Annotated in this window: 13 protein-coding genes; 11 read left to right on the top strand and 2 right to left on the bottom strand. The window is 55.5% G+C overall.

From position 1 onward, the window contains the following. Window positions 1-204: 204 nt before the first annotated feature. The 3 genes from LLW23_RS10450 (at window position 205) to LLW23_RS10460 (ending at window position 3,577) form a co-directional block, all read left to right on the top strand. Window positions 205-825: a class I SAM-dependent DNA methyltransferase gene (locus LLW23_RS10450; protein ID WP_228948541.1), complete on the top strand. Its 621-nt coding sequence runs from the start codon at window positions 205-207 to the stop codon at window positions 823-825. Between the two features lie 612 nt (window positions 826-1,437). Further along, window positions 1,438-2,934, top strand: a complete 1,497-nt coding sequence (locus tag LLW23_RS10455) for a GMC family oxidoreductase (protein WP_228948542.1) — start codon at window positions 1,438-1,440, stop codon at window positions 2,932-2,934. A 28-nt stretch (window positions 2,935-2,962) separates the two neighbouring features. After that, window positions 2,963-3,577 carry a LysE family translocator gene (locus tag LLW23_RS10460; protein WP_228945283.1) on the top strand — a complete coding sequence of 205 codons (615 nt, stop codon included), beginning with the start codon at window positions 2,963-2,965 and terminating at the stop codon, window positions 3,575-3,577. 271 nt (window positions 3,578-3,848) lie between these two features. On the opposite strand, the gene LLW23_RS17610 is transcribed toward LLW23_RS10460, so the two are convergent. Further along, window positions 3,849-4,166, bottom strand: coding sequence for a DUF6771 family protein (locus LLW23_RS17610; protein WP_333473762.1), 318 nt, complete (start codon window positions 4,164-4,166; stop codon window positions 3,849-3,851). On the opposite strand from LLW23_RS17610, the gene LLW23_RS10465 reads away from it, so the two are divergent. The 7 genes from LLW23_RS10465 to LLW23_RS10495 all read left to right on the top strand — a co-directional run bounded on the left by LLW23_RS10465 (window position 4,099) and on the right by LLW23_RS10495 (window position 11,333). Further along, a complete protein-coding gene (locus LLW23_RS10465; RefSeq protein WP_228945285.1) occupies window positions 4,099-4,512 on the top strand; it encodes a hypothetical protein in 414 nt (137 codons plus the stop codon). The genes LLW23_RS17610 and LLW23_RS10465 overlap by 68 nt on opposite strands. Window positions 4,513-4,550: 38 nt before the next feature. After that, on the top strand, window positions 4,551-4,871 hold the full coding sequence (locus LLW23_RS10470) for a hypothetical protein (RefSeq protein WP_228945287.1): 321 nt from the start codon (window positions 4,551-4,553) through the stop codon (window positions 4,869-4,871). Between the two features lie 185 nt (window positions 4,872-5,056). Further along, the gene (locus tag LLW23_RS10475; RefSeq protein WP_228945289.1) at window positions 5,057-5,299 is read left to right on the top strand and encodes a M12 family metallopeptidase; all 243 of its coding nucleotides are present in this window, start codon (window positions 5,057-5,059) and stop codon (window positions 5,297-5,299) included. A gap of 170 nt (window positions 5,300-5,469) precedes the next feature. Beyond that, window positions 5,470-6,888, top strand: coding sequence for a class I SAM-dependent DNA methyltransferase (locus LLW23_RS10480; protein WP_228945291.1), 1,419 nt, complete (start codon window positions 5,470-5,472; stop codon window positions 6,886-6,888). Window positions 6,889-7,018: 130 nt separating this feature from the next. Further along, window positions 7,019-8,659, top strand: a complete 1,641-nt coding sequence (locus LLW23_RS10485; RefSeq protein ID WP_228945293.1) for a restriction endonuclease subunit S — start codon at window positions 7,019-7,021, stop codon at window positions 8,657-8,659. Next, a complete protein-coding gene (locus tag LLW23_RS10490; RefSeq protein ID WP_228945294.1) occupies window positions 8,656-10,248 on the top strand; it encodes a restriction system-associated AAA family ATPase in 1,593 nt (530 codons plus the stop codon). Before LLW23_RS10485 ends, LLW23_RS10490 begins: the two co-directional genes overlap by 4 nt. A gap of 2 nt (window positions 10,249-10,250) precedes the next feature. Beyond that, window positions 10,251-11,333, top strand: a complete 1,083-nt coding sequence (locus LLW23_RS10495; RefSeq protein ID WP_228945296.1) for a hypothetical protein — start codon at window positions 10,251-10,253, stop codon at window positions 11,331-11,333. 443 nt (window positions 11,334-11,776) lie between these two features. Here LLW23_RS10495 and LLW23_RS10500 read toward each other — a convergent pair whose 3' ends face one another. Next, complete coding sequence (locus LLW23_RS10500; RefSeq protein ID WP_228945298.1) at window positions 11,777-11,989, bottom strand: helix-turn-helix domain-containing protein; 213 nt, start codon at window positions 11,987-11,989, stop codon at window positions 11,777-11,779. A gap of 85 nt (window positions 11,990-12,074) precedes the next feature. Between LLW23_RS10500 and LLW23_RS10505 the strand changes: the two genes are divergently transcribed. Beyond that, window positions 12,075-13,190, top strand: a complete 1,116-nt coding sequence (locus tag LLW23_RS10505) for a hypothetical protein (protein WP_228945300.1) — start codon at window positions 12,075-12,077, stop codon at window positions 13,188-13,190. Window positions 13,191-13,241 lie beyond the last annotated feature (51 nt).

The following is a 13,241-nucleotide window of genomic DNA, read 5'->3' on the forward strand; positions in this document are numbered from 1 at the left end:
GGTTTCGCTCTGTCGGTTTACAGCATTAAGGTGCACCTCAAGATGGCGTCACCCTAAGCCACCTGATACATCAACCACTCCGATGGACTGCCGGAAAGAGACACGAGCTTCAAACCGCTGCGATTGCCTGCCCTTCACTTGATGCCGACCCCAAGTGCTTGTCCGGATCAAGACTGACCCTTGTGAGAATGGAGCGTGACCGAGATGAGCCGACTTTTGAATAGCGTTTATAAGGCTGCTTCGGTCGAAGCGCTTGAATCCTATTATGATAGCTGGGCCTCTGATTACGAACGGGAGATGTTCGACAGCGGGCTTCGCTTGCCTTGGATAAGCGCCGCACTGTTCTCGCGAGTCGCACCAGATCCGAACATTGCGGTGATTGATGCCGCTTGCGGGACCGGTTTGCAGGGAGAGGCCCTTGCTTTGGCAGGATACCGCAATTTGACAGGCGTCGACCTCTCCACCTCAATGTTGAATATTGCAGCCGGAAAAGATATCTATAGGTCGCTACATCATATTGCGATCGAAAGAATGGACTTTGATGATCAAAGTTTCGATGCCTGTATTTGTAATGGCTGCTTTACTCCCGGACACGCTCCGTCGTCTTCGATGCGTGAACTTACACGAGTTGTTCGCGTCGATGGGGTGATAGTTTTCTCGATCCGTGTCGATGGCAACCTTGGACGGAGTTATTTAGAAGAGATGGAATCCTTACTGAATGAAGGTCGATGGATGATTATCTTTCAGACGCGGAGCTTCTTTTCGATGCCACTTACCGAGCCGTACATGCAGCACCAGGTTTTTGCAGTTAAAAAGATCAAGTAATTCAAGCCCAGAATGTACTGATTGGAAACGCGATGCGATCGGTATACCTATTATCTGTCGGCGTATCTCTATTATGCTGTATATTGTTTGCATCAATACTGTTCGTGAATACCATTCAAATCGGAGATGGCGGAACTATTCTGATAGAATCAGTAAGAAACTTCATGGTTTTAGTTTCTGCTATGCTGTATTTGGTCCTTTTTTGGATTGTGATTACATATCAGTCATCAAATAGGATTGAAAAAATTGCAGAAAGCGTTACTGCCATAATGCTTCTTGTTTGTCTTAATCTGGTTTTCGCTTTAGTGTACCGTACCACCGGCGTCTACGTTGGACGGAGTCTGGTGATTCCCAACTCTAATGACGCGATTGAATTTTCTGTTTGCTCTTTCATTGGTATAAGCCACTATAAATACAGCGCGGGCCCGGCGATATCGGCAATTTTCTTATATCAAAGCGTATTAGGATATCTCGTGCTACCGATACTAATCACATTTTTTGTTAATTTTATTGATCGAGGCGATAATACGTCTCTCTCTGTAAATTAGTACACCAGTGATTAAGGCTGATTATGTTGTTGTCGGTGGAGGAACAGCTGGCTGCATTGTAGCAATGCGCCTAGTCGAAGCTGGTCATACGGTCGTACTCGTAGAACAAGGACCGGCTGAGAGATCCGAAACAATCCGGATGCCGCTTGGCCTTAGGTCAGGTTTGGCGCGCCCCCACACTAGGTACAAATCTCTATCAAGCGCAAGACAAGTGCACTTAGCCGGTCGCGCGGTTGACCTCCATCACGGAATTGGCTTGGGCGGATCCGCCGCGATTAATGCGATGATCCATACGCGCGGTAGTCCCGACATTTATGACCGTTGGAACATGCCGGGTGTCAATACCGATTGGTCCTACCAGGCCTGCCTTCCCTTTTTTCGGAAATATGAACGGGCTGCTCACGGGGCTTCAGAGTGTCGTGGGCGAGACGGTCCCCTACATCTAACACAGAGCGCCAATTTAGAGTCATGCGAACGAGACTTTATTAACTGTTGCGGACTCGTCGGCCTAGGAGAAAACTCGGATTTCAACACCTACGGGCTATTAGGCGCCGGCGCGTTTGATGTGTCGATCTATAAAGGTGTTCGACAGGACACTTACGAAACTTTCCTTCAAGCGATCATGCATTCTAATTTGCTAACTACATTTACCGGGAGCGTAGCAACGCGAATCCTACTGGACGGAAAGCGTGCCCGTGGAATTGCGCTTTCGCGGGATAACGGTGATGAGATTGAAATCGGATGCCGTCGAGATGTGATTGTCTGTGCTGGAGCGTTGGGTTCTCCTCAATTGTTATTTAACTCGGGAATTGGCGATGGTGCCGCGCTTCAATTGGCGGGAATAGACTGCAATCTTCATCTGCCGACAGTTGGCAAAAATCTACAAGACCATGTCGAATTTCACATTCCCGTTAAGACCGTAAGGTCGAAGAGTCTCAACTTTTCGATGGCAGCAGCAAGATGGGGTTGGCGGCTGCTTCGAAGAGGAAAGATGATCAATGCGCCAGTACGGGTCGGCGCCTTCTTGGGAGGAGAGAACGCCGAGTTAGGATTGATCCAGTATCACTTTTATCGATGGTTGCTCCGGGATGACTGGGCCCCTGACTACGGAACCCCAGGTTTCCAGATTAGTGTTGGCCTTGTTCGTCCCAAGAGTAGGGGTAGCCTCGAATTTCGGAAGAACGATCTCGTTGCGAATCCATCCTATCTCAGTCACGACGATGATGTCGCCGCCATGGTGCGTGGTATTCGCGTCTTGAGATCAGTCATCAATCGCATGGTTGATGTTGATAAGACAGCTGGAATTCCATTTGAACCAGTCGGTGAGCAGGAATTAGTTAGTCACCTTCGAGCCAAATCAACGAGCTCTTTTCACTATTCCGGGACGTGTGTTATGGGTTTGGCCGGGTCCAGTGTAGTTGACGGGACTTTGATGGTGCACGGCGTGACGGGGTTGCGTGTTGTGGATGCTTCAGTTTTTCCCGTTCTTCCCAACACCAATACGGGTGCGAGCGTATGTATGGTGGCTGAGAAGGCGTGTTGGCACATACTGAATACATAAAGAAACTTGGAGACTAGCTGGATTCGGCATGAACAATGGCCTTCTATTCACTTTGATATTGGCCATGCTGGTGTATTCCGCCAAACCTGGGCCTGGAGCACTTGCAGCTATTTCTCAGCTGGTAACTCGAGGTTGGCCGGCCACGTTAGGGTTTAGTCTAGGCAATCAAATTGTTGATTTAGGGGTGCTAATACTTCTTACCGTAATCTATTTTAATTTCGGTCAGCTTCCAATAATTTCGCTGGCGAGGACCATAGCAGCAGTGTTCTTACTGCTTTATGCGCTGAGGGCTATATATGCTCAGATAAAGCACCAAGAATTAATTAAAGAATCAGGTATCGCGAAAGGGAGCTTTCGAAGCGGTTTTAAATGGGGCATATTAATCAACGTATTTAATCCTGTTATTTGGTCGTTTCACTCCGTGCTGGTTCCGTACATTATTTCATCGACTAGTCCATTCCTTTACATGATGCTGTTCTGTATTATACTCATGGTCTGTGATGTGACTGGGCGCGCTATGTACCTTGGGTTCGCCGGCATGCTGAAAGACCATTTTCAGTATACTTCGACGTGGCGGGCAATATCAATCTTCTTTAATATTGTGTTCGCTTTTATCGCGATCGCACTATTGGTCTATTCGTAGCTTATCGACTGGACATTAATCTTCTTGTTTAAAGCCTCGAAATGGCGGCTACAGCGCTTCCTTCAATCTAAATAAGTCAAAGCTAAATTCCGGCTTTGTACCGACCCACTGCGACCGCAAACTCACGTCGGGACTCACGCAGGAAGCTGCAGATACCCCGATGAGCGCGCAAAGGATCAACAGGGTGGGCTCTTCAACGAGCAAACGCCGTCCAGAAACGTAGCCGGTATCGCTAGTGCGGCAGCCAAACCTTATAACACCGTCAGGGGGATCACATCTTTGGTTCTGTAGGTTGGTTGCGTCCGATGGGGTGCGAATGCAGGTGACGGGCTTCTTTGCGAAGGCGTTCGTTGGGTGCTGTGAGTCCGACGCGAGCCCAGGCGGGGGCGGTGAGGAGGGTGTGGGCGAGGCTGGTCTGAAAGTCGATCACGGATAGAACAAACCACGAACGATCGATTCGGTTCAAGGGCGATTGCGGCGGCGGTTCGCGTTGCCGAAGTTCTGAGGGTACAGATCGCAGCATGACCGACCTCCCACCCGCATCGCTGCTGCATGGCGTGAATGCCGCCGTCTGTGACGCGCTGGGCATCGCGAACCTCCGTCACCGTTCCGCCCTCCACTCGTTGCAGATTCCCGCCGGCGTCGACATCGCCTCGATCGTGCATGAGGTAATCGCCGCCAACTGGTCCGCTGGAGGCGCAAGTGAGAACAAGGATCGGTCGCGTCAGAACTGGCGTTGGACGCTTCAGCCACAGATCGGCGGCGCCAACCGCAGCCCTGAAGTGGTGCTCGAACGTGCGAGGCCGCAGGGCGTACTGACTGGGCCAACCAGATACCGGTCGCGTCCGGTCTCATCGAGGGTGCCTCCGACGGCCGACGCGCAATCGATCTCGCGCAGCGTAAGGACGACGGCAGCTACGAACTCATCGAGCTGAAAATCGCCAGCGACACACCCCTTTACGCGGCAGTCGAGTTGCTCGGCTACGCCAGCCTGTGGCTTCTCGCTCGCAGGGATCCGCCCGCGACCAACCCTGTGCTGCTCGCCGCCGAACGCATCGATCTGCGCGTTCTTGCGCCGAACGCCTTCTACGCCCCGTTCGATCTGCAAGTTTTGGAGCGCGCAGTTCATGACGGTGTATGTTCGCTTGGTGCTGCCGAAGGTATCCAGCTGTCATTCGCGTTCGAGGTGCTGTCGCCGGTAATCGCTGGGATTCCGCTACCTGCCGGTGCGACGCTTCTGAATGAGCTCGGCTGCCGCGGTTCTCTAAATAGCGACCAGTGTAGACGCGCTTGATGACCGTCCAGACGCGCTCGATCGAGCTTATTCCTGCCCAAGCTCAGCCAACGCGGAGAAGTGGGCCGATAGCCGACCGGCAAAATTCGGCTCATGGACGGCCAAATCAGACCTTCACTAAGCAACCTTGATTTCGAACCGCCCCAGACCGGAGGCGCCGCACGAGCTGCGGCAGAAGAGCCGATTTGCAGCAGGTTTCGATCAGCCAGTGGGTCAGCGTCCATGAGATCGGCCATGCGATCGGACTGTGGCACGAGCAGAGCCGCGCGGACCGCGATACCTATGTCCGCATAGATCTGACGCAGGTCGCGCAGGCCGATCAGCACAATTTCGACGTGCATGACGGCAGCATCATCAAGGCGCGCTCGACCTTGAGCGCAGGCGACATCGCCGCCGTCCGCGCGCTCTACAGCGGTCTGAACTGGTAGGACAGGGATCGTAGCGCAGAACGGATGGGGCCCTCCCCCCAAGGCTTGTGCCGCTCGCCCTTGCGCAATCTGCCGTTTCCTGATCGATTCAACCTCTATAGGATCATGCGCCTGGCACTTAGCATCAACCGAGATCAGAGCTGAATTTTGGACAAGCGATTGAATTATCAATGAAAAGTGAGAACGTTGTCCAGAAGATCTGGGCCTTGTGCCACATTCTGCGCGGAGACGGGATCAGCTATCATCAGTATGTTTCTGAACTGACCTATCTCCTATTCCTGAAGATCGCAGAAGAGAATGGCATCGAGAAGCTCCTCCCGTCCGGGTACCGCTGGCGCGACTTGGTCAAGCACCCTAAGGACGGGTTGCTCGGCTTCTATCAAGAAATGCTAACTCACCTCGGGACCAGCGCCGACAGCGAAGTCATCAAAGCGATCTACGCTTTCCCAACGACCGTGTTTTCCCATTCCGAGAACCTCCACGCGGTCGTCGACGGGATTTCAAAAATCGGCTGGAATGACGTAAGCGGCGACCGATTCGGCGAGATCTACGAAGGTCTGATTGAAAAGAGTTCCCAAGACGTGCGGTCGGGAGCGGGCCAGTATTTCACCCCCCGCGCGCTGGTGAATTCCATGGTGCGGGTCTCCAGGCCCGGTCTGGGCGAATTGATTCAGGACCCGGCTGTTGGCAGTGGCGGATTCCTGATTACGGCCGACCGTTTTTTGCGTTCAAGGCATTCCGGGAGGGAATACGAGGCCAATCCGCCCAAATATCAAGGCGTCGAGATTGAGAAGAATACGCGCAGAATCTGTCTGATGAACACTTTCCTGAACGGGCTCGATGCCGAAATCATTCAGGGCGACGCACTAACGGATGACGGCTGCAACCTCGGCTCGGCAACGCTCATCCTAGCGAACCCGCCATTTGGCAGCAAAGCGGGAAGCCGCCGCGCGCTTCGCGCGGACTTTCCATACCGCAACTCCAATAAGCAGCTCGCTTTCCTGCAGCACATCTATCTGACGCTCAGTGACAACGGCCGGGCCGCGGTGGTGCTTCCCGACAACGTCCTGTTTGAAGATGGGGTCGGCCGCGCCGTTCGTCAGGACCTGATGACAAAGTGCAGCCTTCATACGATCCTTCGGCTTCCCAAGGGCATTTTCCCGGGTGCGGGGGTGAAGACCAATGTGCTCTTCTTCCGCAAAAACCAAGGAGCCGCGACCGACAACATCTGGTTTTATGACCTGCGCACAAACATGCCGGCATTCGGCAAAACCAATGCATTGCTTGACTCTCATTTCGCGGAGTTCGAGCGCCTGTTCGGCGCCGATCCCAGCGGCACGTCAAAGCGAAAGGACGGAGGCGAGAACGGCAGATGGCGCAAGCTGTCGCGCGAGCAGATTGCAGAGCGCGGTGACAATCTCAACTGGCTTTGGCTGCGCGACGAAAGTGGCGAACAGGACGACGCCATGCAGGATCCTAATGAGATCCTCGCCGCGATTATCGGACACTTGCGCTCAGCGCTGAATGAAATCGATGCCCTGAACGCAGAGGTTGAAGGCGACGACTTTGAGCTGAAGCCCGCGCCATGAGCGTGAAGCAGCGGCGGATGTCCCGCGCTTCCGACTCAATCGGCTCGAAGCACAGGGCGATGCGAGGCGCCACCCTCACCGCCGGAATACTTGGGCGAACCCTGTATCTACGGGCAAGGGCGCTGGCATCATGACGAAGCTTCCAGCCGGCTGGGCCCGCTCCACGCTCGGTCGCATCGGCACTCTTTATACGGGACAATCGCCGAGCGCCGATACCGTCAATCAGGACGGGCACGGAATCACGTATATCACCGGGCCGGAGCAATGGGACGGAAGCGGGTTTCACAAGCCAAAATGGACGACCGATCCGCGTCGGACCGTGCCCGAGGGCTGCATCTTCATCACCGTCAAAGGCGGCGGCGTCGGCAAGACCTTTCCGGGTATTCCGTCCGCTATTGGACGCGATATCTATGCCTATGAACCCAGCCCTGAATTGGACTTCCAGTTCATTTTGCGGACAATCGCTTATCGCGCAAGCGAGATCATAGAACAGGCCCAGGGCGACATCCCGGGGCTTTCAAAGCATCACATTGAAAACTATTCGGCCGCAATCCCACCCGTATCGGAACAGCGCCGCATTATGACGAGGCTGGACGATGTCGGCGCACGCATCGATCTTGCGCGCAACGAACTTCGCCGGATTTCGCCTTTGGTCGATCAGTATCGGCTCAATCTTCTGCGCTCTGCTTTCCGCGGAGAGCTCACGGCAGATTTTCGTGGTCAACAGGAACTCGAACCCGTCGCTGTTCTGCTTTCGAAAACGGAGCAGCCCGACCCGGCTCGTGGCGGGCGGCAGCCGACTAACGAAATTATCGCGGGCAGAGGCGGCATATCGGTCAACAATCCGGGCACTGCTCTCCCTGCCGGCTGGGACTGGGTTCCGCTATTGCGTATTGCTCGCCAGGAGACCGGACACACGCCAAGCCGGTCGCACCCCGAATATTGGGACGGCGACGTACAGTGGGTCGGGATTCCGGACGCCAACCGCAACCATGGCGGTGTTATCGATGGGACAATTCAGACGATCAATGCCGCTGGGCTTGCCAATTCGTCAGCGCGCCTTCTCCCGGCAGGAACGGTTGTCCTCTCGCGTACGGCCTCGGTTGGGTACGTCGCTATCATGGGCCGCGAAATGGCGACTAGCCAGGATTTCGTGACCTGGACCTGCAGCCCCGCCCTCGATCCCAAGTATTTGATGTACGCTCTGCTGTCCGAGGGCGACGAGATCCGCGAATTTGGGCGGGGAACGACCCATACGACGATCTATTTTCCCGAGATTAGGGCGTTCAACATCAAACTCGCACCGCTGACGGAGCAGCGGGAAATCATCCGGCTGGTCGAGGATGCCTTGGCCCGCATCGACGCGCTCGCCCGCGAGGTCGAACGATCGTTGCAGCTGGTCGCCAAGGCGGAACAGCGCATCCTTGCCAAAGCATTCGCAGGGCAGCTGGTTAAACAGGACCCCGACGATGAAGCCGCCGACAATTTACTGGAACGCATCCAGTCGCTGCGAATCAAAACTGTTGCCGACGCGCCAAAGCGTCCGAAAGCGAGACTAGTGAAAACGGATCCCAAGCAGGCCATCTTGAAGGACAGCGCCGATTGGCCCGCGAAGGGGCTTGCGTTCGAAGCAATCGCTCAGCGGATAGTGCTGCCCTATGGCGATGTGCGTGACGCCTTGTTCGAGCTGCTGAGCGACACGTCGCCCAAATTATCACAGGTGTTCGACAAGGATGAAGAGCAGATGCTGCTCAGAAGGGCGACATCATGAGGCTGCGGCTGCTCAAGATCGAGCGCTCGGGAACAGGTGGCGGCCTGTTTGACGGCACGGAAATCTGGTTCGGTCGCGACGATAACGGCAAGACGGACGAACCTCTCGCGCCCTTGTGCATGATCGGTCCGAACGGATCCGGGAAGTCGCAATTCCTCCAGCTGATTGCGGAGATTTTTCAGGCTGCGTGGCACGCGCATGACCCTGCCGAGGAGCGGCGCAGCGCCAACGACGAGATTCTGTTCGATCTTGAATATGTCATCCGGCCTCCCAGTTCAAAGGTCTTCCAGACAGCACGCCTCGTGCGGGCGCTGAAGGGGAAGAAGCCCGGACCGATCGAATTGTTTCTTGAGGACGGCAATACGATCTCGGCGGGAGATTCCGCGTTCGGCCAATTTCTACCGACATTGATCATCGGCTACACGTCGGGTGACAATGAAACACTGAGCCTACCGTTCCTTGCCAGCAGAAGCGGATATGCTCGCGACGTGGCCAAAGCCGCGCGGCAGGCAGGCGCGGGAGCAGTTCTCGACAACCGGTTGATGCTTATCGACTATGGCACTAACCTCGAGGTGTTGTTCTCCAACCTCATGCTGGGCTCCGACTCTGTCCGGACGGAGCTACTTCGGCATGCCCGCCTTGGCGACCTCGCATCCTGCCGTTGCATAGTGCGCCTTGCCCACCCTGCCGTTCCGAAAATTCCGAAGAAGAAACGCGTCTCGTCTCGCAAGGGCATCCAGCTCACCGAGGAACTCGAAACGGTCATCGCCAATCTTCAACGCATCGCGACCTGTTGGCACGTCGATGACAAGACCGAGACCTACACCTTCGACTTCTTGATCACAGAGGCCACCCGGCAAGCGTTCGCCCACTTCTGGTCCGATGCCTTCTCGCTTTACCGTTCGCTGCACAAGCTCGCTTTGCTCAACGATCTCGCTATCCCGCGGCCGGCGCGAAAGCGGTTCGACAAGGCCGTAAAGGAGCGGCGCTTTGCGTCTAGGCTCCCCGAGCCCCAGCAGGAGGACATGGTGTTCAGCTTCGAGGAAGTCAGGTTCTGGCCCGAGAAGTCCAGGTCCAACCCTGTCGACTATGTCTCGCTCTCAGACGGCGAACATCAGCAAGCGTTGATCCTCGGCACGTACGCCATGATCGCCGACACTAATGCTCTGTTCCTGCTCGATGAGCCGGAATCCCATTTTAACCCCAAATGGCGCGTCGAATTCGTCCAGCAATTGATGAAGATGGTCGGGAAGCGCGGCAATCAGGAATTTCTGCTGACGACGCACGCCCCGTTCGTGCCGTCGGACATGCCAAGAGACCAAGTGATGATTTTCTCGAGGGATGAGAAGACAGGCAAATTTGCGGTCCGTGATCCACAGATCGAGACTTTCGGAACGACATTCGACCGCATTCTCGAAAGTTGTTTTGGGATCCGCCCGCCCAATTCGCACATTGCAGAGAAGGAAATCGAGAAACTGCTCAAGTCGAACAATGTCGCGGAGATCGAGGAGGCGTTCCAGGACCTTGGTCCCTCGATCGGGAAAGCCCTTCTGGCCGATCATCTGCGGAAGCTGAAAAACCAGGCCTAAAGATGCTCTTCGCATATCCGATTGAGGCAGTGGGTGAGAACTGGCTGAATGCTCTGGCTGTCGATCTCATGCTGGCCGGCATGCAAGCGATCGATGCCGGCGCTGAGCCTGCGGCCTGGCCGGAATGCGTGCCGGAAGATCGGCGCGATGTTTTGGCTCCGCTCACAGGCTTCTCGTCGAAGCTCGCTTGCCTCCTTCAGAGCTATTCCGAAGTGGCCGTGGCGGAACGACCCGGCGTCCAGGCCGCAATCCTGCGGCAGACCGCCCTTCCCAACGTCTTCAACGATAATGTGCCCTGCCCAGCCATCAACTCGCTCCCTCAACCGGTCAGAGCGCCGGCGCGCGCACTTGGGAAATATCTCTTCGGTCAATTGTCGAGCATTAAAGAGGGCGACCATGTCCTTCGCGACAATCAGTACCGGGTGATCCGCGCAGCCGAAATCAAGATCTGCCCTTTCTGCGGGCTGAACTACTTCCGCGCTGTCGACGCCCCACGACATGCGCTCGACCATTTGCTTGCAATCTCTATATACCCTTTTGCCGCTGCGGATCTTCGTAACCTTCCTCCGACGTGCGACGAGTGCAACTCGATATACAAGCACGCGATCGATATTCTGATTGGCGACGGCGGTCTCCGACGTCGCTGTTGCGATCCCTATTCCGGTCCGACCTATCGCATCTCGCTTGAAGGCAGCGAGTTCTTCAACGGCAACGAGGTCCAGGGCTATACGCTGCCGCGATGGAACATCGACTTCGTTGGTGAGCAGCCCGACCGGGCCGACACGTGGAATGCGGTCTATCAAATCAAGACCCGGTACACGCGGGATGTCCTTGACGCCGATTTCCTCTCCTGGATCGACCATTACTGCCGATGGTTCGTTAGGGAGCTCGGGCGAGATCAGGACGCAGACGCCGTTGCGGCGCAGATTCCGCGCTACATCGAAAACATCATTCAGGACCGCTTTGCGGATCGCGCATTCCTGAAGGCAGAAGCTTTTCGGCTGCTGGACGCGTCCAGCAAGGATCCGGAGATCGGGGAAGATGTGCGAGAATGGCTGTGGGGTTTCGTCCAGTATGCCAGCTAGGCTGTGGTAACTGCTACCACAGGGAGGTCGCGGGTCATGAGCTCTTTTCCAGACCTGATGGCGCTTTAAATTGAAGACAGAAATCGACCGGCCCCAGGCGATCGACCGGTCAAGTCCTCCTTTCGCTAGAAGCTACACCAAGATTCGGACCTGTCCGGACGGACCTACGGCTACATTCGAGGGTGCTACTGAGCGCCTGTGGCGCGAGTTCACTCAAGATGGGATCCAAGTTGCCACGACAGCGGATCTGCTGCGGCAGGATAATCGGCGCTGCAAAGTGACTGGCATCTCAACGTCCGCTTTAGGTGATGCCTTTTGCAGGTGATGCCTTTTGCGCGCCGAATGGCCGCAAATAGGGCGCAAAGCCGCCGGTGCTGTCGAGGGTTAGAGGCCGAACGCGAGAAACTGGGTACCTTATATAGATTAGCCCGAGCAGTCCGCCTTCACTCGCCCGGACGCAGCAGCGATGACGCCTCGACGCCCAGCGCGTCCGCTAATCGCCCAAGCGCCCGCACCGACGGGTTTCTCGTGCCCCGCTCAAGGTCGCTGACATAGCTGCGCTTCATATCAGCGCGCAGCGACAGCTCCTCCTGCGACATCCCCTTCAGCTTTCGCTGGCGACGCACGTTCGCGCCGAGGAGTTGCACCAGATCCATCCACGCAACTGGCCGAAGACCAGCGGGCACCGCTGCTCTTCGGGGAAGCGTCGGTAGGCTTGATCGCCCCTTATGGTCGTGATCAATGCGCCTGATGAATGTCGAACTTCCGCCGCACATCATCGTGCGCCAACTTCTCCGGCAGCAGACCACCCGCAAGCGAGAATTTACGTCGTGGCTGAGTGCTGCGTTCGACGCTGAGTGGGCGACAGACCGACCAAAGGGCGATGCGCTCATTCGCTTTGTTACTGGGTACCAAAATCAGTTAAGCTCCGCTGGCAACTTTGCGGAATCAGAGATCGGCTCGGCCGACCGGCTCAAGCTTCGATCAGCAAGTGAATATCGTACGAGATCGTACATCCTTTGGCCGATCACACTAGGCCAGTTTCTGGAGGTGGATGCGGCGTATACCGAGCAGGGGCTGATGCTAACTCAAGTCGGGGGGCATTTCACTCCGACGAAGGCCATGATCTACGACGGCCCCACCTTTTTCGTCTGGACCGAGCATGCACTTAGGCGCTTTTGCGAGCGGGACCCAGCCGGCCAGGACATTGCTACCGTGCTCACAGATGCCGGCTTACAGCTAGCGAGGTCAACGGCGTTAGCAGTCGCGCTTCGTATTACAAAAGGTGAAACAGAGGAAAATTTCAATCAAACCTGCTGGTTGCCGTTCAATGATGGACTGGTTGTTCTCACGAAGCGTTCGGTGACTGCCCATCGAAGCACTCAGCAACTAGGCTGGAAATTTAACCTAGCTAAGAAATCATTTTCCAACATTTTTGTAAAACCAGCATCAATTAATCCAGTGATGGTGCGTTCGGATCAGGGAGAACACCGCAACCAAGACCTGATATCCGTAACAAGTTGGTTTGTGACGACTTACATCGGCCTCCACCAACTATCTCCGCTTCAACGAGCATACCGCGACACGTTCGAGAATTTCGAAGCGGCCGTTGGTGAGTCGGCTAAGGATAGGCTATTCAAGCTTGGATTTGATCCATTCTACTCTCAGCCCGGCATTGAGATTCCAGACGAGCAAATCGAGGGGCGCCCTACAGTGTTGTGGCAAGAAGCAGCAAGGTTGCTTCAGAACGTCTCTTTCGTCGCTCATGCCCGGCAGCCGGTTATGCAGATCCTGGATGGCGAACTAAGTTCGGCGGCTTACCGAAGGCTGATTGAACGACGTCGATCAGCGACGTAGCCGCGCGCAAATCCAGTCATCTTATATAGAAGGCTGACCAGCACACCGCGA

The organism is Sphingomonas radiodurans, from assembly GCF_020866845.1.
Taxonomy (GTDB): Bacteria; Pseudomonadota; Alphaproteobacteria; order Sphingomonadales; family Sphingomonadaceae; genus Sphingomonas; species Sphingomonas radiodurans.

Bases quoted from the DNA above. Each gene is read 5' to 3' on its own strand.
- LLW23_RS10450 (WP_228948541.1), top strand. From the start codon at position 205: ATGAGCCGACTTTTGAATAGCGTTTATAAGGCTGCTTCGGTCGAAGCG.
- LLW23_RS10465 (WP_228945285.1), top strand. From the start codon at position 4,099: ATGACCGACCTCCCACCCGCATCGCTGCTGCATGGCGTGAATGCCGCC.
- LLW23_RS17610 (WP_333473762.1), bottom strand. From the start codon at position 4,166: ATGCCCAGCGCGTCACAGACGGCGGCATTCACGCCATGCAGCAGCGAT.
- LLW23_RS10480 (WP_228945291.1), top strand. From the start codon at position 5,470: ATGAAAAGTGAGAACGTTGTCCAGAAGATCTGGGCCTTGTGCCACATT.
- LLW23_RS10485 (WP_228945293.1), top strand. From the start codon at position 7,019: ATGACGAAGCTTCCAGCCGGCTGGGCCCGCTCCACGCTCGGTCGCATC.
- LLW23_RS10490 (WP_228945294.1), top strand. From the start codon at position 8,656: ATGAGGCTGCGGCTGCTCAAGATCGAGCGCTCGGGAACAGGTGGCGGC.
- LLW23_RS10500 (WP_228945298.1), bottom strand. From the start codon at position 11,989: ATGGATCTGGTGCAACTCCTCGGCGCGAACGTGCGTCGCCAGCGAAAG.
- LLW23_RS10495 (WP_228945296.1), top strand. From the start codon at position 10,251: ATGCTCTTCGCATATCCGATTGAGGCAGTGGGTGAGAACTGGCTGAAT.
- LLW23_RS10505 (WP_228945300.1), top strand. From the start codon at position 12,075: ATGCGCCTGATGAATGTCGAACTTCCGCCGCACATCATCGTGCGCCAA.
- LLW23_RS10455 (WP_228948542.1), top strand. From the start codon at position 1,438: ATGCGCCTAGTCGAAGCTGGTCATACGGTCGTACTCGTAGAACAAGGA.
- LLW23_RS10460 (WP_228945283.1), top strand. From the start codon at position 2,963: ATGAACAATGGCCTTCTATTCACTTTGATATTGGCCATGCTGGTGTAT.